The organism is Microbacterium sp. NPDC086615, from assembly GCF_040686055.1.
In the GTDB taxonomy this organism is placed as follows: domain Bacteria; phylum Actinomycetota; class Actinomycetes; order Actinomycetales; family Microbacteriaceae; genus Microbacterium.
The window spans coordinates 22052-44690 of record NZ_JBFBJJ010000020.1 but is presented as its reverse complement, the minus strand read 5'-3'; the positions used below and the strand labels follow the sequence as shown (position 1 = coordinate 44690).

The window sequence follows — 22639 nt, the reverse complement described above, 5'->3', positions numbered from 1 at the left end:
GGTACGCGCGCGGGGCCTCACGACCCCGGGCGCAGCACGACCTTGATGCAGCCGTCCTCTTTCTTCTGGAACGTCTCGTACAGGTCGGGGGCGTCCTCTAGCGGGGCGTGGTGGGTCACCAGATCCATCACTCCGAGAGGGTCGGCGGGCTCTTCGACGAGCGGAAGCAGGTCGTCGATCCACCGCTTGACGTTGCACTGACCCATGCGGAGGTTCAGCTGCTTGTCGAACATCGTCTTCATCGGCAGGATGTCGGCCTCGCCCGCATACACACCGCTGAGCGACACCGTTCCGCCGCGCCGCACGAGGTCGATCGAGGCGTAGACCGCCGCGAGCCGGTCGATCCCGGCCTTGTCCATGAGTTTCCGCGCGAAGGCGTCGGGCAGCAGGCCGACGGCGTTCTGCGCCAGCTTCGCGCCGCCGTTGCCGTGGGCCTCCATGCCGACGGCATCCACGACCCCGTCCGCCCCACGGCCCTCGGTGAGATCGACGAGCTCGTCGACCACCGTGTCGGTCAGGTCATAAGTCAGGATGCCGTGCCGCTCGGCCATCGCACGCCGCTCGGGCTCGGGCTCGATGGCGAGCACCCGATAGCCGAGGTGGACGCCGATGCGGGCGGCGAACTGCCCGACCGGGCCGAGGCCCATCACCGCGAGCGTGCCGCCCTCGGGCACGTTCGCGTACTGCACGCCCTGCCAGGCGGTCGGGACGATGTCGCTGAGGAAGAGGTACCGGTCGTCGGGCAGGTCGTCGCCGACGCGGATGTGGTTGTGGTCGGCCAGCGGCACGCGCAGGTACTCCGCCTGGCCACCCGGCACCTGACCGTAGAGCTTGGTGTAGCCGAAGAGGGCCGCGCCGCTGCCGTACTCGCGCACCTGCGTCGTCTCGCACTGCGACTGCAGTCCGCGGCGGCACATGAAGCAGTGCCCGCACGAGATGTTGAACGGCACGACGACCCGGTCGCCGACCGCGAGGTTCGTGACGGCCGAGCCGACCTCGACGACGACGCCCATCGGCTCGTGGCCGAGGACGTCGCCTCTGTCGATGAACGGGCCGAAGAGTTCGTAGAGGTGCAGGTCGGAGCCGCAGATTGCCGTCGAGGTGATCTTAACGATCGCGTCGGTCGGTTCGAGGATCTCGGGGTCGGGGACCTCCTCGACGCTCACGTTGCGCGTGCCCTGCCAGGTCAGTGCCTTCATGGTGGTGCCTCTCTATCCGGGGGACGGCCAGTCTGCGCGGCACCCCGAGAGCGGCCGAGGTGGTTGACGAACCCCCGCTGGATGGGTCAGGCACCCGGCGCCGCGAGCGGCGCGGCGTCGACCCACGCGTGCACCCTCCGCAGGAACGCCGCGTAGCCGCCGGGGGTGCGTCCCGTGAACCGCCCCGACGTCTCGACCTCGTGCACGTCGCTCGCGCGTTCGCGCGCGCCCAGAGCCCGCACCGCGCGCACGAGTGCGACATCCTCGTGCTCGACGAGATCCCGGATGCCACCGGCCTCGACGTACGTGCTCGCGCGCACGCCGAGATTGGCCCCGTGCACGTTGCCCGGCGGGCGGCCCCGCTCGTGCGTCGCGCGCCAGTACGCCGCGTGGCGGGCGCTGAGGTCGGCGAAGTCGGGGCGGACCGTGCCGAGGACGAGGTCGATCCCGGCATCCATCAGCTCGAGCTGGTGCGTGATCCAGTCGCGCGGCACGACGGTGTCGGCATCCGTCATCGCGACCCACGTGTCGCCCGGGGGCGAATCGCGGAACGTGAGCGCGTGTGCGACCCCCGCGCGCCGGGCGGTTCCGACGTTGCGCGCCGAGATCTCGAGCGCCTCCACCGGCCAGCGTCGTACCTGAAGGCCCGTCGTGTCGGTGCACGCGTCGAGCACGACAACGATCGTCGCGGCGAGATCCGGGTCGCGCTCGTGCGCGTGCGCCACCGCGCGGGTCACCGAGGCGAGGCAGCGCCCGATCAGCGCCTCCTCGTCGTGCGCGGGGATCACCACGGCCACCGCCGTCACGGCACGAGTCCCGCCTCGGCAGCCACCGACCGCGCCCCGGGGCGGGCGAACACCTCGAGCACGAAGTCCTCCTCTTCGTGTCGCACCAGCCGCACGAGGTCGGGCCGCGCGGCGAGCGCGTCGTGCACCTCGTCGCCGGTCCGCGGGTACTCGGCGACCGGATGCCGCCAGTGACAGGCCACGAGATGACCGTCGTCGCTCACCGATCCGACGCTCGCGGCGAGACCGCGGCCGAGATCGGCGCCCGCCCAGTAGTACGCCACCTCCGACAGCACGACGAGATCGAACACGCCCTCGGGCCAGTCAGCGGGGAGCGTGGCGCGGTGCAGGTCCACGTTCGCGCGGCCTTCGAGCCGCCGGCGAGCGCGGTCGAGGGCCGCGGGGGCGAGGTCGACCGCGAGCACCCGATCGCACCGCTCGGCGAGCTCCGCCGTCAAAGCACCGGTCGAGCACCCGGCCTCGAACGCCGCGCGGTAGCGCCGTCGGGGCAGTGCCGCGAGCAGCGCGGCGCGCTTGCGCTCTTCGTACCAGCGCGAGTCGAAGCCCCACGGGTCGTCGTGTCGCGCGTACATGTCGTCGAAGTAGTCCTGCCCGACGGAGGGGCGCGCGGCGGGTGCCGTTTCAGCGGGCGGGGCCGTCCCGACATCGGGGGCCTCCGCTCCGGCGGGGTCCGAAGCCGCGGCGGGAGCCGGGACCGGGGCGAAGAACACCTCGCTGTCTCGGACGAAGTGCGCACGCATGCGGGCGTGGATCATCTCCTCGTCGCCGGGAGCCGAAGAGAGCGGGAGGATCTGGCTCGTGTGCGCGGCGAGCGCTCGGGTCTTGGCATCCTGAGCCTCTGGGTCGAGGGGCAGGCGCTCGACCTGATCCCACGGCACGTCGTCGGGGCCGCCCCAGTGCCACAGCCAGATCGGGAACGCGCGCGAGCGCACCTGTCGCGCAGCGCAGACCTCCTCGACGATCTCTCCCACGACGCGGTGATCGCGGTGCCCGTCGCCTCGCCACGGAGACAGCACGAGCACCCGGTGCGGGCCCGCGCGGTCGAGGGCGTCGCGAAGCGCCTCGGCGATCGTGTCGCGATGCTGGTCCGTACCCCCGTCAGGCAGCCCGAGGAAGATCGGCGGCTCGACCAGACCGAGAATGTCGGCCGCGTCGAGCACCTCCCGGCGGCGGCGCAACGCCAGCGTCGCGGGGCTGTGCGTGGGCGAGTCGGGGTGGGACCCCTCTCCGTCGGTCACGACGAGGAGGTCGATCGGCATGCCGCGGCTCGCCGCCGTGGCCAGCAGACCCGCCGCGCCGAGACTTTCGTCGTCGGGGTGCGCAGCGACCACGATCACCCGATCGACGTCGAGGTCGAGCGCGGGAAGGTCGCGGACGAGGGCCGACGTCCAGACGTCCTCGTCCGTGCCGGGATCACGGTGGTCGAAGCTCACCACGCGCCCCTCCCCGCCGCGACATCGCCGCCGATTCTCGCGAGGTCGCGGTCGGCGTGGTGCTGCCGGACGTAAACCTGGAGGTCGGCCACGCGGCGGGCGTGTGCCGCGTCGGCGACGAGCGGGCCGGGTCCGAGCGCGTGAGCGGCCTCGGCGAGGGTGGTCTCGACCGCGTCGGCGACGACGCTGCGCGCGCGGTTCGCCCGAAGACCCTCGGATGCCGAGCTCCCGGCGTCGAACACCGTCGCCGTCTCGACGAGGACGGCGCGCGCAGCCCAGAGGGCGACGTCGGCGCGGCCGAGATGAACGCGGGCGAGCTGGTCGGCGCGCTCCTCCGCCGCGGCCGCGGCGAGTGCGTCCCGAAGGGGAACGGCGCCGCCCCACCAGCACGCCGCCACGCCCACGCCGCCGTGCGCGAACCCCGGACGGCGCAGATACCACCCGGCATCCCCCACCGGGACCGCCGGAGCTCCGTCGACGTCGATGGGCGCGCTGACGACACTGTCGAGGCCGCGCGCGTGCCACGGTCCCGAGCGCGCCGTCACGGCGGGGTCGCGCAGGTCGAGGGCGAAGAGCTGCCGGCGCTCGTCGTCGACCCAGGCGGTCACGAGCGCGTGGTCGAGGTCGGCGGCGAGGGAGCACCAGGGCTTGGTGCCGTGCAGCGTCCAGGTGCCGGCATCCTGTGTCGCCGTCAGTCGCACGCCGGGTCCTTCCGCGGCGAAGACGCCCCACGACCCGCCGGGGTCGACGTCGGGGTCGAAGCCGTCCGCGGCGGCCTCGTCGAGGATCGCGAGGGCGTCGAGGTGCGGCTCCAGCATCCGCGCCGCGGCGACGTCGCGCGCGGCGACCGAGGCGAGCAGCTCCCACGTCGCCGCGCGTGTGGAGGGCTGGCGGATGCCGGTGACCCAGGCGAGCGTGGCGGCGAGGTCGGTGCCGAGGTCGCCGACGGCATCCGCCTCTGTCAGCGCCGCGCGCACGTCGTCGAGTCCGGGGGTGTCGGGCGGGAGCAGGAGGGGGAAGCGGGGATGGTCGCCGTCGGTCACGCGCGCCAGCTTCTGCGGCGTGGTCGGATCGGGCCAGATCCTTGACACGGTCACTCATCCCGGGCAGGCACGCCGTGACTGCCCGACTCCCGCCCTGTACCGTCACGCGGAGACCACCCGCAACACGTCGCTGACCGGCCACCCCGAACCGCGTGTCGGCCCCGAACTCCGCACGACGGCACACCGACCACGGCCGCGGAGGCACCCCACCGGCCGGCCCCACTCCGACCCGGCCCGCCGACGACTGCCGACCCCGCCGCCGCTCCGGCCGTCCTCGGCTGTACCGTCCGGCGGAGAACACCGGCAACACGCCGCCCCGCGGCCACCGCGCACGGCGTGTCACCCCCGAACTCCGCACGACGGCACCCCCTGTGCCCCCACCGAGCCCCGCAGGGACGGACAGCGGATGCCGCGGATCAGCGATGCAGCACGCGCTTGCGCAGCAGGGCGTCGAGGTGGGCGACGTGCAGCAGCAGGGCGGGGAACGACGCAGACAGGCCCTTGCGGGGCAGACGATCGAGCGCGGGCTCGTCGGCGGGCAGCCGATCCTGCTGGCCCCGGACCAACCGCCGCACCGCGTTCAGCAGCGCCATGGGGTGGGTGTCGAGGGCGCTGTGCCCGTTGTGGATGCGCACGAGGGTGGCATCCGGAGCCGCGGCGACCACGCGCTCGGCGATCGCCGACGGGGTGCGCAGGTCGCGATCGCCCGAGAGCACGACGAGCGGCCAGTCGAACGAACGCACCGCCTCGATGAGGTCGTACGGCTCCCCGGCGAAGGCCGGATACCGCGACGCGAGTGGGAGATACGTGCGGGCCGGGTCGAGCGGGTGCCCGTCGGGGGTGCCGCCGTATCCCAGTTCGCGGAAGGCGATCGTGCCGACGAGGTCGAACTCGTAGATGCCCGGGAAGCGTGCGATCTCGGCGCCGCGTGTGGCGTAGGCGCCCAGCGCACGCCACGCGAAACCGGGCTCGTGCCGCACGAGCGGATGCACGAGGTCGGGGCCGCCGAGCTCGTACGCGGCTCGCACGATGTCGAGCACGATCCGCTCCGACACCCCGGCGGACACGAGACGCCTCACCCCGCGCGCCATGTCGTCGTCGGCATCCCAGAACAACTCCCTCAGGCACTCACGTTCGAGGTCGATGTCGTGCGCCGACTGCAGGGCGGAGTCGAGCAGCATCGCCGAGACGCGCTCCGGATGCCGCGCCCCGAACGCCATGGCCAGGTAGCTGCCGTACGACGAGCCGACGATCACCGCGCGGTCGACGTCCTCGGCGTCGAGGACGGCCGCGAGGTCGTCGAGGACCGCCGTGATGCGCATGGCCGCGGGCGGGAGGGCACTCCCGGCGAGGTCTTTGCGCGAGCGACCGACGCCCCGGTGCTCGACCATGATCAGGTCGAGGCCGCCGCGGGCCGCCCAGCGACGCAGACCCCGATAGGGCAGGACCGATGCGAGCCCGGGGCCGCCCGGGATCACGAGAACGGGGGTCGCTCCGCGCGGTCCCGAACGGACGTAGGCGAGGTCGAACGCCGGCGCCCCGTCGGCGGCGGGGCGCCGAACTCGGCGGACGTTCTCGCGCATGCTCAGCACGCTACCCGTCCGTGCGGTGCCGCGGGCGAGGCGCCGGCCTCACGCGGGGACGGTGGGCCCGACCACGGCCAGCAGGCGCAGTTTCTCCGCGCTCTCGCTGCCGGGTGCCGCGGTGTAGACGAGCAGCGAGTGGCTCGTTCCCGGATCGATCAACGTCTGGCAGTGCACCTCGATCTCGCCCACCGTCGGATGAACGAAGTGCTTGGTGTCGGCTGGTCTCAGGCCCACCTCGTGGCGTGCCCACAACTCGCGGAACTCCTCGCTGCGGCGCAGCAGGTCGTCGGCGAGGCCCGCGGCGCGAGAGCCGGGTCCGCGCCGACCGACGATCTCGCGAAGCCCCGAGGCGAAGAGACGGCTGAGGAACGCGTGACCGTCGGGGAGGTAGAGCGACCGCGACGCGGGGTCGGCGAACCAGCGGTAGCCGAGGCTCCGCATCGGGCCGCGGCGGAGGCCCGCGTCTCCCGTCAACGCGACTCCGAGCCGCGACTGCCGCAGCGTCTCGCCGAGCTCGGTGACGACCTCTGCCGGAGTGTCGTCCAGGCGGTCGAGGACGCGCAGCAGGCCCGGGCTGATGTGCTCCCCGCCCAGCCCGTGCTCGGAGGGCACGTGACCCGCCAGGCGGAACAGGTGATCGCGTTCGGCGCGCGACAGGTGCAACCCCTGAGCGATGGATGCCAACATCTGCTCGGACGGCTGGGGTCCGCGCTCCCGCTCCAGCCGCGCGTAGTAATCGGTCGACATGTGGCTCAACGCGGCTGCTTCTTCGCGCCGCAGCCCTCGGGTGCGCCGCCGCGCGCCGCGCGGGAGCCCCACGTCCTCGGGCTGCAGCGCCTCGCGGCGGGTGCGCAGGAAGTCCGCCAGCGCGGCTCGATCGATCACGTCGTCCTGTCTACCGTCCCGGATCGCTGCGAACCAGGGCGCGCCGATCCCCCTCTGCCGTGCCGCGTCCTCGCGAGCCGCGGATCGACAGGCCCTGCCTCCGCCCGGTCGATCGCGTGAGACTGAGACGACGAACCCCGAAGGAGACCTCATGACCCGCGACATCCCCCTCCCCTCCCTCGCCGGGAAGCGCGCCGTCCTGACCGGCGGCAGCGACGGCATGGGACTCGTCATCGCTGAGCGCCTCGCGGCGGCCGGGGCCGACCTCGTGCTGCCCGTCCGCAACCGGGAGAAGGGCGAGCGGGCGGCGCGTGGCATCCGGAACCGTCACCCGGAAGCCCGGATCGCGGTACACGACCTCGACCTCGCGTCGCTCGGGTCGGTCGCGTCGTTCGGCGCCGCTCTGGAGAAGGAGGGGATGCCGGTGCACATCCTGATCAACAACGCCGGTGTCATGACTCCCCCGAAGAGGCAGACCACCGTCGACGGGCACGAGCTGCAGTTCGGGACGAATCACCTTGGCCACGTCGCCCTCGTCGGTCACCTGCTGCCGCTCCTGAAGGCCGGAGGGGCGCGCGTCGTCAGCCAGGTGAGCATCGCCGCCGCTCGCGGGCGCATCGAGTGGGACGACCTCGAGAGCGAGCGTCGTTACGACGGGCAGCGGGCGTACGCGGCGTCGAAGATCGCCCTCGGTCTGTTCGCGCGAGAGCTCGACGAACGATCGCGGCGCGAGGGGTGGGGCGTGCGCAGTGTCGTCTCGCATCCCGGCGTCGCGCCGACGAACCTTCTCGCCGCCCGCCCCGAGATCGGCCGCGCGACCGACACGATAGGCGTGCGGGTGATCCGCTGGATGTCGGCGCGCGGGCTGCTCGTGGGCACGGCGGCCACCGCCGCTCTGCCGGCGCTGCTCGCGGCCACCACCGACGACCCGCGCAGCGACGTGCTCTACGGCCCGACCGGCCTCGGCCACCTCGGTGGGACGCCCGGGACGCATCCCCTGTACCGTCCGCTGCGCGACCTCGACGAGGCGACGCGCGTCTGGGACACCTCGCTGCGGCTCGCGGGGGTGCATGCCGGTTCGCTATGAATTCGGCGCCTCCGGCGCCACGAGCCTCAGCGCTCCGTAGGCTCCCCTCGTGGCCCCCGCATCCTTCCGCCCGCGCGACCTTCCGGCGATCGTCGCGGCGATCGCGGCGACGGTTCTCGGGGCGGGTCTCGGCGAGCTGGCCGCGGCGGTCATCTCGCCCTCGGCGAGCCCCTTCGCAGTGATCGGCGGGGGCATGATCGACATCGCTCCGGCGTGGGCGAAAGACCTGGCGATCAGCCTCTTCGGGATGGCGGACAAGACCGCCCTGCTCGTCGGCATCGCGGTGCTGCTGCTCGCCGTCGCCGGGACCGCAGGAGTCGTCGAACGGCGTCGACCCCCGTGGGGCCGAGTGATCCTGGCGGCGATCGGTGTGATCGGCGCTCTCGTGTCGCTGGCGCGCCCCGACGCGGCGCTGCTGTCACCCGTGCCGTCGTTGATCGCGGGCGCCGCAGCCGCCGTCGTGGCGGGAATGCTCATCGGCCGACTTCGGCCTACCGCGACCTCCCCCGAGACCTCCACCGGTCCCACCCGCCGCGGGGTCCTGGCGCTCTCGGGCGTGGCGGTCCTGGCCGGCGCTCTCGCCGCGGCCGGATCCGTCGCGCTGAGCAGCGGCGCCCGAGCGGTCAGCGCGGTGCGTGCCGCCCTCCGCCTTCCGAGCCCGACCACCACGACCGCGGTGCCCGCCACCGCCGACCTGAAGATCGACGGCCTCTCCCCGGTCATCACGCCGTCGTCCGACTTCTACCGCATCGACACCGCTCTCGTGGTGCCGCAGATCGACCCGGCCACCTGGAGTCTGCGCGTGCACGGACTCGTGGAGCAGGAGGTCGTGCTGAGGTGGGACGACCTCGTCGCCCTCCCCCAGAAGGAGACGGTCGCGACCCTCGTGTGCGTGTCGAACGAGGTCGGTGGCGACCTCATCGGGAACGCCCGGTGGCTCGGGGTGCCGATCCGCGACGTCCTCGCGCGGGCGAAGCCGACGGCGGAGGCCGACATGGTGCTCTCCCACTCCGTCGACGGGTTCACGGCATCCAGTCCCCTGGAAGCGCTGACCGATGACCGCGACGCCCTGCTCGCGATCGGGATGAACGGCGAACCGCTGCCCCTCGCACACGGGTTCCCGGTGCGCATGGTGGTGCCCGGTCTCTACGGGTACGTCTCCGCGACCAAATGGGTGAGCGAACTCGAGGTCACCCGTTACGACCGGGCCGAGGGTTACTGGACCTCACGCGGGTGGTCGGAGCGCGGGCCGGTGAAACTGCAGTCGCGCATCGACGTCCCGCGCGCGGGCGCCCGGGTCGCCGCGGGTGACGCGGTCGTCGCCGGTGTCGCGTGGCAGACGCACGTCGGCGTCCAGGGCGTCGAGGTGCAGGTCGACGACGGCGCCTGGCAGCCCGCGAAGCTCGCGAACGCGATCTCGACCGACACCTGGGTGCAGTGGAGCCTGCCGTGGACCGCGACCAGCGGCTCCCACACGCTGCGCTGCCGCGCGATCTCGACCACCGGCGAGACCCAGACGCCGGATCGCGCGGCGCCCGCTCCCGACGGCGCGACGGGCTGGGACGAGATCACGATCTCGGTCGCCTGACCCCGCCCCGCGTCTGGGCCGCGGTGCGTCGGCCCGTGGCATCCCGTGTCCCACTTCGTGCAGGAATCTCACCTGAGAACCGCACAAAGTGGGACACGCATACGTCCGGATGCCGTGCAGCCGATCCCACGCATCGCTCATGTCCCACTTCGTGCAGCAATCACAACGGAGATCTGCACAAAGTGGGACACGCATACGTCCGGATGCCGCGCAGCCGATCCCACGCCTCGTACATGTCCCACTTTGTGCAGGAATCACACCTGAGAACCGCACAAAGTGGGACACGGCCGATCGGAGGACCGGAAAGGCGCCTCAGCGAGTCAGGCCGACAGGACGTGCCGCAGCTGCTCGACGGCCCAGTCCAGCTCGGTCGCGCGGATCGTCAGCGGCGGGGCGATGCGGATCGTCTGGCCGTGCGTGTCCTTCACGAGCACGCCGCGGGCGAGCAGCTTCTCGGCGATCTGGCGGCCCGTTCCGTACGCCGGGTCGATGTCGACGCCGGCCCACAGCCCCGCGATGCGCACCTCGGTGACGCCGTGGCCGACGAGCGCCTGCAGCGCCGCCTCGAGATGCTCGCCGAGGGCCTTCGCGCGGGTCTGGAATTCTCCGGATGCCAACATCTCGACGACCCGCAGACCCACAGCGGCCGCGAGCGGGTTGCCGCCGAACGTCGAGCCGTGCTCACCGGGACGGATGACGCCGAGCACGTCCTCGTTCGCCACGACCGCCGACAGCGGAACGATGCCGCCGCCGAGGGCCTTGCCGAGGAGGTACACGTCGGGGACGACGCCCTCGCGGTCGCACGCGAACGTCTCGCCCACGCGGCCGAGACCCGACTGGATCTCATCCGCGATGAAGAGCACGTTGTTCTCGGTGCAGATCTCGCGGACCCGGCGGAGGAAACCCTCCGGCGGTACGACGACGCCCGCCTCGCCCTGGATCGGCTCGAGGAGCACCGCGGCGGTGTTCTCGTCGATCGCGGCGGCGATGGCATCCGCGTCGCCGTACGGCACGTGCACGAAACCGGGAGCGTAGGGACCGAAGTCGTCGTGAGCGACCGGGTCGTCGCTGAAGCCGACGATCGTGGTCGTGCGCCCGTGGAAGTTGCCGTTCGCGACGATGATCGTCGCGGCATCCGGGGCGATGCCCTTCGTGCGGTATCCCCACGCGCGGGCGACCTTGATGCCGGTCTCGACGGCCTCGGCCCCGGTGTTCATCGGCAGCACGAGGTCCTTGCCGCAGAGTTGCGAGAGCGCGGTCGCGAAGGGGCCCAGCCGATCGTTGTGGAAGGCGCGGCTGGTGAGCGTGAGCTTCCCGAGCTGCTCACGGGCCGCGGCCAGGATCGCGGGGTGCCCGTGACCGAAGTTGAGGGCCGAGTACGCCGACAGAAGGTCGAGGTACCGCTTGCCCTCGATGTCGGTCACCCAGACACCCTCGGCGCTGTGCGCGAGGACGGGAAGCGGGTGGTAGTTGTGCGCGACGTGCGCGCTCTCGGCCTGGATGAGGGCGAGACCGAGGTTCTCGAGGGTGGCGCCCATCACGCCCCCCGCAGTTCGAGCGTGCAGCACTTGATGCCGCCGCCGCCGAGCAGCAGCTCGGACAGGTCGACCTTCACGGGGGTGTAGCCGCGCTCGCGCAGCTGCGCCTCGAAGCCCACGGCGCGCGGCGAGATGATGACGTTCTTGCCGTCGCTGGCCGAGTTCAGGCCGAACACCGCGCCGTCGGCATCCGAGACCCGGATCGCGTCGGGGTAGCGCTCGCGCAGGATCGCCTGGCTGCGCTCGTCGAACGCGTTCGGCAGGTAGGCGATGTTCGCCTTCTCGACGCCGCCGGTTCCTGAGCCTGTCGAAGGACCCTCGACCGGGTCGAGCACGGCGATCGCGGTGTCGAGGTGGTAAAAGCGCGGGTCGGTCAGCGTCAGCGAGACGACCTCGCGCGCGAAGACCTCGCCGACCTCGCGGTGGCTGTCGCCGGTGGAGCGGAAGCCGGTGCCGGCGAGGATCGTGTTGCCGACGAGCAGGAAGTCGCCCTCACCCTCGTTGACCTCGACGGGCTCGGCGACCTCGAAGCCGTTCGCGGCGAACCAGTCGATGAACGCGGGAGCCTCGGCGGCGCGCTCGCGGAAACGGAACTTCGGGCCGTACGCGACGCCGTCGATGACGAAGCCGCCGTTGGCGGTGTAGACCATGTCGGGCAGGCCCTCGACGGGGTCGATGAGCTCGATCTCGTGGCCGAGCTGCGTGTAGGTGTCGTACAGCGACTGCCACTGGCGCAGCGCCAGAGCGGTGTCCGTGGGCCGAGACGGCTCCATCCACGGGTTGATGCTGTAGCTGACCGTGAAGTGCTCGGGACGGCACATGAGGTACCGGCGGTGCTGCTGAACGCGCTCGACCGGTGAGGTCTCGACGGCGGCGGCGGTGGGGGTAGCGGACATCTCTGCTCCTCGGAGAAAAGGTGCGGCGGACGCTGTCCTGGGGCTCGGTGGCCCTTCGAACCCGTACGGTGCCGATCAGCTTGTGGCGACACCGTGCGGGGAAAGGTCGGTCCGAGCACGCCGCGCTCATTCTCTCACGGGCGCGCGGGGAGGCGCGAGCGGCGCGCGTGCGGGGAGTCGCGAGCGGCGCGCGAGCGGGGAGGCGCGGGCGGCGCGCGTGCGGGGAGGCGCGAGCGGCGCGCGTGCGGGCACGGCGGCGATCCGGCGAAGGCGCGTGGGGGCTCACCGCCACGGCCCGGCCCGACGGCGCGGCCGGTCCCGTCGACGGGCTCAGGGACCTCCCCACGGCCCAAGGCGGGCGCGGCCGCGGCCGAACGTCGCGCGGCGTCATCCGCACGGCGCGTGTCGGCGGGCCGTGGGAGGATTACGGCGATGTCTGCCACCCTCGAAAACTCCGTCGTCCTCGACGAAGCCGCCGGTGTCGTCCGCATCCTCGATCGCCGCGTCTTCCCCTCTCGCGTGGAATGGGTGGATGCCACCACCCCCGACGAGGTCGCCTCGGCGATCCGCGACATGGTGACGCAGAGCTCGGGGCCGCTGTACGCCGCGACCGCCGGCATGGGCCTCGCCGCGCTGCAGGCGCGCGGGCTCCCCCTCGGCGAGGCGCGCACGGCGCTCGGTCGCGCGGGTCGTTCCCTGGCCACCGCGCGTCCGACGAACGCCCACCCGCGCGACGCGGTTGCCCGGATCCTCGAGGCGGGGAGGGATGCCGACGACACCGACGCCCTCGTTTCCGCCACCCTCGACACGGCCCGGGCCGTCGACCGCGACTACCGCGAGGCGAGCCTGCGCCTGGGCCGTGCGACCCTCTCTCTGCTGCCGGAGTCGCCGCGCATCCTCACGCACTGCTGGGCCGACGCCTACCTCTTCGGACTCGTCACCGCGGCCCGCGAAGCCGGCCGCGAGATCGAGTGGATCGCGACCGAGACCCGGCCCTACCTGCAGGGCGCGCGGCTGACAGCGCATTCGCTGCGCGAGCTCGACCAGAGAGTCACGCTCATCACCGACGGCATGGCAGCCGCCGCGCTCGCCTCGCCGCGGGGCGTCGGCTCCGGACCGATCGACGCTGTCGTGACGGCCGCCGACCGTGTCGCGCTCGACGGTTCCGTCGTCAACAAGGTGGGCACGCTCGCGCACGCGGCCGCGGCGGCGGCGTTCGGCATCCCGTACTACGCGATGATCGAGGCCCCTGACCCGGGCGCGCCCACGGGTGACGACGTCGTCATCGAAGACCGCGACCCGACCGAGGTTCTCGAGGTGCTGGGCCGCCGCACGGCAAGCCCGCTCGTCACCGAGGCCTGGTACCCGGCGTTCGACGTGACCCCGCCGCGTCTCGTGACCCGCATCGCGACCAGTCGCGGCACGTTCGAGCCCTCCCGCGTCGGCGAGCACTTCTCGACCGATCCCGATGCGAGCGCCGCCGAGCCGCCCGCCCCGGCGCTGCGCCGGCGTCGCTCGCTCGAGAACCCCGCCCCCGTGGCATCCACCGCTCAACCCGAGACCATCGCGTTCCGTCCCGTGAACGCCCGATCCGACGAGGATTCCGAATGACCTCCCTCTCCGCCGACGTGGTCGTGCTCGACATCGAGGGCACCACGAGCGCCGCCGGATTCATCCTGGGCGACCTGTACGACTACGCCCGCCCACGCCTCGACGAGGTGCTCGGCCGCGATGACGAGACGGTCCGCACCGCCCGTGCCGCCGCGATCGCCGAGACGGGCCTGGATGCCGACGCCACCGACGCCGAGGTCGCCGACGCGCTCCGCGGGCTCATGGCATCCGATGTGAAGTCGACGCCGCTGAAGACCATCCAGGGCATCATCTGGGCCGAGGGTTTTGCCGCGGGCGAGATCCACTCGCAGTTCTTCGAGGACGTGCCGCCGCGGCTGCGGGAGTGGCGCGAGGCCGGCATCCGGCTCGCCGTGTACTCGTCCGGCTCGGTCGCGTCGCAGGTGCCGTGGTTCCGGCACGCACCACAGGGCGACCTGACTCCGCTCGTCGAGGACTTCTTCGACACGGTCAGCGCCGGGCCGAAGAAGGAGGCCGCGTCGTACGAGCGCATCGCGTCCGCGCTCGGCGTCGTCCCCGAGCGCGCGCTCTTCCTCACCGACCACCCCGACGAGGTCACCGCGGCGCGTGCCGCCGGCTGGCAGGTCGTCGCGCTGGACCGCGCCGGGGAACCGTGGCACCGGGCATCGTTCACCGCGCCGTCGGTGGCATCCTTCAACGAGATCGAGCTCTCGCGATGACGCTGCCCGCACCCGAGCGGGTGCGCGCGGCCGGGGCCGCCCTCGCCGCCGAGGCCTCGCGATTCTCGGGCTACGGCTGGATGCGCGGCACCTCGGGCAACCTCTCGGTCGTCGTCGACCGCGACCCGCTCGTGCTGGCCGTGACGGCGTCGGGGCTCGACAAGTCCGAGCTCACCGACCGCGATGTCGTGCTGATCGACGCCGCGGGCGAGTCCCTCGACCCCGGCGACCCACGGCCTCCGTCCGCCGAGGCGGGACTCCACGCCCACATCGCCGCCCGGACCGGGGCGAACGCGGTGTTCCACGTGCACGCGTTCGACGCGGTCGTCGCCGGGCACCGGTGGCCGGGCGGCGTCGAGATCCGCGACATGGAGATGCTCAAGGGCATCGGCCACCGCGCGCACGACGAGACCGTGACGATTCCCGTCATCCGCAACCACCAGGACATGACCGTCGAAGCGGCCTGGTTCGACGAGGTCTACATCCCGGGCACGGCCGAGGTGCCCGAGGTCCCTGCGCTCATCGTCGCGAGCCACGGCATCTACGCGTGGGGCGAAGACGTCGCCGCTGCGCGCCGCCACCTCGAGATCACGGAGTGGCTGCTGCGCTTCGCCGTCGCGACGCGCTGAGCGGCGGGCGCCGTCGGGTCGCGCGGGTGGGCGGCGGCTTGGCGCGGTGCGGCGGGCGCTGCTGCGCGGCCGGCGCTGCTGGGCGGCCGGCGACGCGGCACGGCCGGGGCCGTCGGGCGGGCGCGGCGGCACGCATAAACGCGATCCGCTCACATAAACACGAGCTCCCCGCGTTTATGTGAGCGGATCGCGTTTATGGGCGCTGCCAACGGCGGTATGAGGCCGACCGGACACGCACAACCCCTGACATCTGGCATCCACCGTTCGCCCCGGCGACACGTCCACTGCGGCAACAGCGCCCCGGCACCGGCGTCCCGGCCCCGGCGCACCCCACGCCCCACGCATAAACGCGATCCACACGCATAAACACGCGCTCCCCGCGTTTATGTGAGCGGATCGCGTTTATGGGCGCTGCCAACGGCGGCATGAGGCCGACCGGACACGCACAACGCCGGCACCCGGCATCCGCCACTCGCCCGGCGCCCCTGCCCAGGCGCCGCACCAGCACGCAGGCCCGGCGCACCCCACGCCCCACGCATAAACGCAATCCACGCGCATAAACACGCGCTCCTCGCGTTTATGTGAGCAAATCGCGTTTATGCGCGAGCCGGTGGCGCACGACGCAGCACGACTGCCCGGCGACGCGGCACGGCGGTGCGTTGCAGCGGCGACGCGGCACGGCGACACGGCGCCCCGGCGCACGACGACGCGGCACCACCGCCCCGAACGGCGGATGCCATGCGCCCGCGCGTCAGCCGAGCAACGCCACCGTGCGCTCGGTGAGCACGCGCGGGTCGGCGTCCTCGAGGCGGGCGGTGCCGAGCGTCCGCGCCGCGCGGAGCACGAGACGCGCCGCGGCCGCGCGCTCGGGCTCGGGGAGCGTCTGGATGTCGGCGACCTTCGAGAACCCGACGATGCGGCGCACGGCTTTCGCCGCGGCGTAGGCGGCGGCGTCCGACCGCACCTGCGCCAGCGTGTGTTCGAGCACCTCGTCGCCGTAGACGCGCGGGTCTACACGTTCGGGCCAGCGGCTCCGGAACTCGGCCTCGAACGCGTCGACGAGTTCCACGGGCAGCCGCAGCAGCGTCTCGGCGGCGGCAGACCGGCCGAGCACGTGCGCGCGCGCCGCCGCGATGACGAGGTTCGCCCACACGGCGCCGAGGTCGAAGCCGGTGGGGCCGTACGTGCCGAACTCCGAGTCGAACGCCCGGACCGAGGCGCCCTCGGCGCGCACGAACACCGACCCGGTGTGCAGGTCGCCGTGCATGAGGCTCTGCGTGCTCTCCTGGAACCGCTGCTTCGCGAGCCCCATCTCGCGCACGAACGCCCGGTCGGCGCGCAACTCCCGCACGTCCTCCTCGTTCGCGGGCAACCAGCCGTTGTGCTCGTGGTCGACGTACGGCTCGGTGAACACGAGATCCTCGGTGATCTCGCTGAGCTCGGGATTCGTCGCCTCGGCGATGCGACGCCGCCGCTCCGGGCCGGGCGTGCCGAACACGCTCGTCGCGAATCCGACGGAGCCGACGTACCGCCCGAGCTCCGCGGCCGCGTAGGGGTGCAGGCGCCCGGCGATCAGCTCTCCACGCCACACCGCGTGGTCGCTGAGGTCTTCGATCGACAGGGCGAGGTTCTCGGCGTCGAAGCCGTGGAACGCGGGCACGTGCGCGGGGTCGATCTTCTCGTGCACGCCGAGCACGACAGCCTCGCGCGCCGCCCGCTCGCGCGTGAGCGGCCACGACGGATCGACACGGACGTGCGGGAGCGACTGCTTGACCACGACGCCGTTGCCCGCGGCATCCTTCACGATGAAGACGAGGTTCAGATTGCCGTCGCCGACCTCGACGACCGAGACGATGGATGCCGGATCCACCGGCCCCGCCAGGTGCGGGCGGGCGACGAGGTAGGCGGGGACGGACTCGACGGTCAGCTGATCGGTGAGAAGAGTCATGATGCGGTGGTGCTCCCGGCGACGATGGTGGTCTTGCGACGGCGGAACGTGAAGCTGAACAGCAGGGCCACGAGCAGCACGAGGCCCTTCCCGAAGTCCTGGATGTAGTACGGCAGCCCCATCATCGAGAACCCGGTGACCATGACCGCCACGAGCACAGCGCCGAGAGCCGTGCCCCACGCGTTCGGGCGTCCGATGCCGAGCACCGAGACGCCCACGAGCGCGACGGCCACGGCATCCAGCAGCAGGCTGTTGCCGGCCGAGACGTCGCCCTGTCCGATGCGGGCGGCGAGCACGAGACCCGCGATGGATGCCAGGATGCCGCAGCCGATGTACGCCGCGGCGCGGTAGGCCTTCACGCGGATGCCGGCGAGCCGCGCAGCCTCGGGGTTCGACCCCACCGCCGACAGGGCGCGCCCCCAGCGCGTGCGGTCCAGCACGAACCACAGCACGACCGTGAGGCCGAGGAACAGCAGCACGGGCACCGAGACCGGGCCGATCGACCCGCGATCGAACCACAGGAAGTCGGGCGTGAAGCGGCCGGGAGCGGTCGTGCCGTCGTCGAGGGTCATCTGCGACGAGATCGACTTCCCGTCGACGATGATGAGCTTCAGCCCCACGACCGTGAACATCGTCGCCAGCGTCGCCAGCAGGTCGGGGATGCGGGCGAACACGATCAGCGCCGCGTTGATCGCGCCGATGAGCGCTCCGGAGAGCAGCACGACACCGACGGCGATCCCGCCGACCTGATTGCCGATGACCATCGTCCACGCGGCGATCGACACGGCGAAGCCCGCGTTCGCGCCGACCGAGAGGTCGAGGCCGCCGACGGTCATCGCGAGCGTCACGCCGAGACCGGCGATGCCGATCGGGGCGATGAACTTCAGCATCCCGAAGACGTTCTCGGGGGTCGCGAACGCGGGCTGGGTCACTGCGAAGAACACGATGAGCAGCGCGGTGACGGCGACGAAGCCCCATTTCGCGATGGCATCCACGATCCGGGAGCCGACGCTCGGTCGCGACGGAGCGAGGGCGGTGGTCATGCGGTTTCCTTCCGGTGGCCGGGGTCGTCGAGCAGCGCGGCGACGATTCGCGCCCGGTCGAGGCGTCCGGCGGGGGTATCGAGGGCGACGCGGCCCGACACGAGGACGACGATCCGGTCGGCGACCTCGAGGATCTCGTCGACGTCGCTCGAGAGCACGAGCACGGCGGCGCCGGTGGCGGCCCGCTCGCGGACAGCGGTGCCGATACGCCGACGAGCGCCGATGTCGACGCCGCGGAACGGTTCGTCGAGCACCGCGACGCGCGGCTCGGTGCGCAGCCAGCGGCCCACGACGACCTTCTGCTGGTTGCCGCCCGAGAGGTCGTCGACGCGCGCCTCGATCGAGGGCGTGACGACGTCGTAATCCTCGACCACGGCGTCGGCGGCCGCGCGCTCGCGGCCCGGGGCCATGACGCCGAAGCGCGACAGCGTCCGCAGCACGGGGAGTCCCACCGTGTGGGCGATCGACCACCCCGGCTGAATACCCTGGCGCTGGCGATCCTCGGGCACGAGGACGACGCCCGCCGCCTGCGCGGCGGCCGGATCGGCCGGTCGGTACTCGGCGCCGTCGAGACGAAGGTGCGCATCCGCATCCGGGCGGACGCCCGTCACGAGCTCCGCGAGCTCGGTCTTGCCCGCACCGAGCAGACCCAGGATGCCGGTCACCTGACCGCCGTGCACCGCGAGCGCGAGCGGCCGGCTTCCGGGCAGAAGCCGCGCCCCCTCGACCGAGAGGACTTCCGCACCCGCGGGGAGCGGCTCGTCCACGTGCTGTTGGAGCTCGGTGGGGACGCCCAGCATCGCCTCGAGGGCCGCGTGCCAGTCGAACGGACGCTCGGCCTCGAGCTCGATGCGTCCGTCGCGGAGCACCACGATCCGGTCGGCGAGCCGCTCGATCTCGCCGAAACGGTGACTCACGAAGAGGATCGCGAGACCCTCGTCACGCAGGACCCGCAGCACCGCGAACAGGCGATCCGCCTCGGCGGCGGTCAGGGCGGAGGTGGGCTCGTCGAGGATCAGCAGGCGCGGCGTCGAGCGCAGGGCGCGGGCGAGCACCACGAGCTGCGCGTCGGAGGTGCCCAGGCGGGCGGCATCCGCTCTCAACACCTCGTCCGACCACGACAGGCCGAGGCGCTCCAGGGCGGCGCGCGCGACCCGCTCCGACTCGCCCCTGCGCACGACACGATGCCCGGAAGTCGCCAGGTCGGTGAGGCCGAGGTTGTCGGCGACGCTGAGGCCCGAGACGATCCCGTCGGCGATGCGCTGATGCACCGTCTCGATTCCGGCGCGACGGGCGCGGGCGGGCGAGGTCAGGCGCTGGGTCGATCCACCGACCGCGATCTCGCCGGTGTAGGCGGCATTGGCGCCCGAGACGGCCCCGATGAGGGTCGACTTGCCGGCGCCGTTGGTGCCGAGGAGCGCCGTGATCGTGCCCGGTCGGAGCGTGAGCGACACGTCGCGCAGCACCTGATTGCTGCCGAAGCGTACGCCGACGCCGCTCAGGCGGACGACAGGGGTGTCGTCGACCGGAGCGGCGTCGGCGTGGAGGGGTGAGGTCATCCCGAGATCGCGGGGAGCCAGTCGGCCACCACCGTGTCGCTCAGCAGGAGCGACGGCTCGGCCTCCCGCAGCTGGGCGACGTTGGTGATGCCCTTCTCGAGCAGGAAGTCGCGGGTGATCGTGATCGCGGGGAACTGCACGGTCGTCTCGTCGAGCTGGCCGGCGAGCGAGAGCGCCAGGGCGCGGACGACACCCGCGCCGACCGCGGAGGGATCGGTCGCGCTCGTGGCGACCCACGGGCTGCCGTCGGCGGTCATGACCTCGATGTCGGCGTTCGAGATGTCGATGCCGTAGACCTTGACCTTGTCCTGCAGGTTGTTCTGCTGGACGGCCTGCACGACGCCCTTCGTGATCTCGTCGTAGGGCGCGAAGATCGCCTGGATCCCGGGGTTGGCCTTGAGCGCGGCGTCGATGAGCGGGATGTTGTCGGTCGCGGTCGACTCGGTGACCTTGCCGGTGAAGAACACCTGGTCGAGGTCGTGCTCGGCGACGACCTCGTCCCACACCTTCTTGCGGCGCTCGAGCGGTGCGAAGCCGTCGGTGCTGGCCAGGCCCACCTTGGCGCCGTCGCCCACGTCGGCGACGAGCTGGTCGAGCACGCCCTGCGCCATCGACGCGTCGGACTGCGACGTCACGATGACGCCGGTGGGGTCGTTGAGGGCGAGGTCGTAGACGATGACCGGGATGCCGGCGGCCACCGCGTCATGCACGTGCGACTCGATCGTGTCGGTCTGGCCGTGGTCGACGATGATCGCGGCGGGCTTCGAGGCGATCGCCTGCTCGAGGTCGGACGCCTGCTTGGCATTGTCGTTGCGGGCGTCGAAGACGGTGAGGTCGATGTTGATCGCGGCGGCCTGGGCCTTCGCTCCCGCCGTCCACGCGGTGAAGAAGTCGCCGGCGCCGGACTGCTGCACGAGCGCGACCTTGACGGGCGCGCCGTCAAACGGTGCGGGCAGGTTCTCGACCTTCTGCACGGGAGCCGCCGAGGCCGCGGGGGCCGCGGTGTTCTGCTGTGCGCAGCCGGAGAGGGCGAGGGCGGCGATGCCGGCGGTCGCGAGAAGCGTCGCCCAGCGGTGGGATCGAACGGACACGGGGTCCCCTTCGTCGAGGAGTCGGGTGCGAGGGGCCGTCCGGGTGCTGTGCCGGTCGGGCCGTCGAGCAGTCAAGCAGCACGGACCGAGCACGGGTTATTCGAGGTTGCACTTTGTTACACCGACACCGACGATCGCACCGGCGAAGTGGGCACTCGGGTCGAATCGGCGAGACAATCGGATCATTCCGCCCACATCGCGCCGAGAGGAGGAGCCGTGACGCTCCTGACCGTCTGGAAAGAGACCGACCCGAGCACGCCCGTGCTCGAGACCACCGACGAGGCCGAGATCCGCGAGGCGCTGGCCGAGCTCGGCGCGCGCTTCTCGCGCTGGGAGATCCGCGACGTTCCCGCCGGCGCGTCGCAGGACGAGGTCCTGGCTCTGTACGCCGACGAGATCGGCGAGGTCAAGCAGCGCGAGGGCTACACGCTCGTCGACGTCGTCGCCCTCGACCCCGCCCAGGAGAACTACGACGAGGTGAAGACCCCCTCGCGCCAGAAGTTCCTCTCCGAGCACAAGCACGACGACGACGAGGACCGCTACTTCGCCAAGGGCGCCGGTGTGTTCTACCTACACGCGAACGAGAAGGTGCACGCGGTGTACTGCGAGGCGGGCGACCTCATCTCGGTGCCGGCCAACACCACCCACTGGTTCGACATGGGCACCGCGCCCCACTACGTCAGCGTGCGCTTCTTCCACGACGACGACGGCTGGGTGGGCCACTTCACCGGCAGCCCCATCGCCGAGTCGTTCGCGACCTTCGACCAGCTCGCCGAGCGCCGCGCTCAGCTGGCCTGACCTCCCACCCGGACCCGGCCAGGCCGCGCCTGCCTCGCGCCGAGCCGCCGCCGCCCCGGCCCCTAGCCGGGTCCCGGCCCGGCCAGACCCGGGTCGAAGCTCCCAGAAACGCCCGTTCTTCGCAGTCGTCCCGATGGATTCTGCGGGGAACGGGCGTTTCTGCGTGCCCGCGGCGCCCGCCGAATCGGGCAGCAACAGTAGTGGGTCTGGGCCTCCCCGACGGACCGGTTGCCTGGACGACTCCGGCGTCGTTGACTTCAAGCCCTGAGCGTCTCGCCTGCACCGAGCATTGGAGTCCGCCCCGTGATCCTTTCTGTGATCGTCCTCTCCGTGACCGCCCTGGTGGTCACGAGCGCGATCCTGGGCGTAGGGCTCTGGCTCACCGGGCGTCACGGCCCCACCGGGACCTCGATCCGCTACGGAATCGTCGCCGGCGTCGTCGAGGTGGGTGCGGCGGCGATGTACCTGCTGTGGGTCAACGTGGGCGGGTCGGCGACGTTCGCGACGGCGAACGCGTTGCTCGTCCTGGGCCCGGCCATGATCCCGCTCGCCTTCCGCGCCCTTCGTCCGTCGAGGGCGGCGGTGACGTGCGTCCTGGCGTCGTTCGGCTCCGTCGCGGTCGTCGCCGTGACCTCCCTTCTCCTGGACGAGGATGTGGCCGCGACGTGCCGGACCGGCGCCCTGGCCGTGGTGTGCGCGTGCGCCGCCGTGACCGCGGCGATCTCGCCGGAAGCGCGGCGGTCCTCCATCCGCCTCCTCGCGATCGCCGTCGCGGTCTACGCGTTCTACAACGGCGTCCGCACGATCGCCCTCGTCCGCGCCGGCTCCGATGCCACGCCGCTGCCCACCCTGTTCACCGACATCGCGGCGATTCCCATCGGCGTCGTCGCCATGGTGACGGTGGGCGCGGCGACCGTTGTCTTCTGGGTCGCCGTGTACCGCGATGTGCACCGTGCGTGCGACGGGTCTCGGACGCTGCTCGTCATCGCGGACAAAGACGTGACCGCGCAGCGGCCGGAGCTGGTCCACGAACTACGTGAAGCGGCGTCAGCAGTCGAGTCGCTGGCATTACCCGTCCACGGGGGCGCGAGCGTTTCCAGCCCCGCAGCGGCACGGAATGTTCTGCGTCTTCTGCAGGAGGAGTACCTGTGGACCGACGAGGAGGTCGCGCTCGTGGCGACGACCCCCGCGCGGTAGTCGG

Annotated in this window: 19 protein-coding genes; 7 read left to right on the top strand and 12 right to left on the bottom strand. The window is 72.1% G+C overall.

All coding sequences use genetic code 11. The features are described from left to right. Positions 1-17 precede the first annotated feature (17 nt). From AB0O24_RS16340 to AB0O24_RS16315, 6 genes are all read right to left on the bottom strand, one after another. Entirely contained in the window at positions 18-1199 is a 1182-nt protein-coding gene (locus tag AB0O24_RS16340; protein ID WP_363376431.1) for a zinc-dependent alcohol dehydrogenase, read from the bottom strand. An 86-nt stretch (positions 1200-1285) separates the two neighbouring features. Continuing rightward, positions 1286-2005 carry a glycosyltransferase family 2 protein gene (locus AB0O24_RS16335; RefSeq protein ID WP_275801613.1) on the bottom strand — a complete coding sequence of 240 codons (720 nt, stop codon included), beginning with the start codon at positions 2003-2005 and terminating at the stop codon, positions 1286-1288. Further along, a complete protein-coding gene (locus AB0O24_RS16330; protein WP_363376429.1) occupies positions 2002-3438 on the bottom strand; it encodes a bifunctional PIG-L family deacetylase/class I SAM-dependent methyltransferase in 1437 nt (478 codons plus the stop codon). The genes AB0O24_RS16335 and AB0O24_RS16330 overlap by 4 nt, the downstream gene beginning before the upstream one ends. Further along, the gene (locus AB0O24_RS16325; protein ID WP_363376427.1) at positions 3435-4529 is read right to left on the bottom strand and encodes an acyl-CoA dehydrogenase; all 1095 of its coding nucleotides are present in this window, start codon (positions 4527-4529) and stop codon (positions 3435-3437) included. The genes AB0O24_RS16330 and AB0O24_RS16325 overlap by 4 nt, the downstream gene beginning before the upstream one ends. Positions 4530-4897: 368 nt before the next feature. Further along, the gene (locus tag AB0O24_RS16320; RefSeq protein ID WP_363376426.1) at positions 4898-6064 is read right to left on the bottom strand and encodes an alpha/beta fold hydrolase; all 1167 of its coding nucleotides are present in this window, start codon (positions 6062-6064) and stop codon (positions 4898-4900) included. A 48-nt stretch (positions 6065-6112) separates the two neighbouring features. Continuing rightward, positions 6113-6952, bottom strand: coding sequence for a helix-turn-helix transcriptional regulator (locus tag AB0O24_RS16315; protein ID WP_363376423.1), 840 nt, complete (start codon positions 6950-6952; stop codon positions 6113-6115). Between the two features lie 151 nt (positions 6953-7103). Between AB0O24_RS16315 and AB0O24_RS16310 the strand changes: the two genes are divergently transcribed. Together AB0O24_RS16310 and AB0O24_RS16305 are read left to right on the top strand one after the other, a co-directional pair. Then, complete coding sequence (locus tag AB0O24_RS16310; RefSeq protein ID WP_307384686.1) at positions 7104-8039, top strand: SDR family oxidoreductase; 936 nt, start codon at positions 7104-7106, stop codon at positions 8037-8039. Positions 8040-8088: 49 nt separating this feature from the next. Next, positions 8089-9627: a molybdopterin-dependent oxidoreductase gene (locus tag AB0O24_RS16305; protein WP_363376420.1), complete on the top strand. Its 1539-nt coding sequence runs from the start codon at positions 8089-8091 to the stop codon at positions 9625-9627. 320 nt (positions 9628-9947) lie between these two features. On the opposite strand, the gene rocD is transcribed toward AB0O24_RS16305, so the two are convergent. Both rocD and ddaH read right to left on the bottom strand, forming a co-directional pair. Then, positions 9948-11165 carry an ornithine--oxo-acid transaminase gene (gene rocD / locus AB0O24_RS16300; RefSeq protein WP_363376417.1) on the bottom strand — a complete coding sequence of 406 codons (1218 nt, stop codon included), beginning with the start codon at positions 11163-11165 and terminating at the stop codon, positions 9948-9950. Next, complete coding sequence (gene ddaH, locus AB0O24_RS16295; protein WP_363376414.1) at positions 11165-12061, bottom strand: dimethylargininase; 897 nt, start codon at positions 12059-12061, stop codon at positions 11165-11167. The genes rocD and ddaH overlap by 1 nt, the downstream gene beginning before the upstream one ends. Positions 12062-12493: 432 nt before the next feature. Here ddaH and AB0O24_RS16290 point away from each other — a divergent pair, with 432 nt between their 5' ends. From AB0O24_RS16290 to mtnB, 3 genes are read left to right on the top strand one after another with little or no spacing between them, the layout of a single operon-like run. Beyond that, on the top strand, positions 12494-13672 hold the full coding sequence (locus AB0O24_RS16290) for a hypothetical protein (protein WP_363376412.1): 1179 nt from the start codon (positions 12494-12496) through the stop codon (positions 13670-13672). Next, positions 13669-14370, top strand: coding sequence for an acireductone synthase (gene mtnC, locus AB0O24_RS16285; protein WP_275801629.1), 702 nt, complete (start codon positions 13669-13671; stop codon positions 14368-14370). Before AB0O24_RS16290 ends, mtnC begins: the two co-directional genes overlap by 4 nt. Then, on the top strand, positions 14367-14999 hold the full coding sequence (gene mtnB / locus AB0O24_RS16280) for a methylthioribulose 1-phosphate dehydratase (RefSeq protein ID WP_275801630.1): 633 nt from the start codon (positions 14367-14369) through the stop codon (positions 14997-14999). Before mtnC ends, mtnB begins: the two co-directional genes overlap by 4 nt. A gap of 751 nt (positions 15000-15750) precedes the next feature. On the opposite strand, the gene mtnK is transcribed toward mtnB, so the two are convergent. From mtnK to AB0O24_RS16260, 4 genes are read right to left on the bottom strand one after another with little or no spacing between them, the layout of a single operon-like run. Continuing rightward, positions 15751-16947, bottom strand: a complete 1197-nt coding sequence (mtnK, locus tag AB0O24_RS16275) for an S-methyl-5-thioribose kinase (protein WP_363376407.1) — start codon at positions 16945-16947, stop codon at positions 15751-15753. After that, a complete protein-coding gene (locus AB0O24_RS16270) occupies positions 16944-17990 on the bottom strand; it encodes an ABC transporter permease (RefSeq protein WP_363376404.1) in 1047 nt (348 codons plus the stop codon). The genes mtnK and AB0O24_RS16270 overlap by 4 nt, the downstream gene beginning before the upstream one ends. Continuing rightward, on the bottom strand, positions 17987-19549 hold the full coding sequence (locus tag AB0O24_RS16265; RefSeq protein WP_363376402.1) for a sugar ABC transporter ATP-binding protein: 1563 nt from the start codon (positions 19547-19549) through the stop codon (positions 17987-17989). The genes AB0O24_RS16270 and AB0O24_RS16265 overlap by 4 nt, the downstream gene beginning before the upstream one ends. After that, complete coding sequence (locus AB0O24_RS16260) at positions 19546-20640, bottom strand: substrate-binding domain-containing protein (RefSeq protein ID WP_363376399.1); 1095 nt, start codon at positions 20638-20640, stop codon at positions 19546-19548. Before AB0O24_RS16260 ends, AB0O24_RS16265 begins: the two co-directional genes overlap by 4 nt. Positions 20641-20856: 216 nt before the next feature. Here AB0O24_RS16260 and AB0O24_RS16255 point away from each other — a divergent pair, with 216 nt between their 5' ends. Further along, a complete protein-coding gene (locus AB0O24_RS16255; RefSeq protein WP_363376396.1) occupies positions 20857-21438 on the top strand; it encodes a cupin in 582 nt (193 codons plus the stop codon). 303 nt (positions 21439-21741) lie between these two features. Beyond that, positions 21742-22635: a hypothetical protein gene (locus tag AB0O24_RS16250; RefSeq protein WP_363376394.1), complete on the top strand. Its 894-nt coding sequence runs from the start codon at positions 21742-21744 to the stop codon at positions 22633-22635. Positions 22636-22639: the final 4 nt, after the last annotated feature.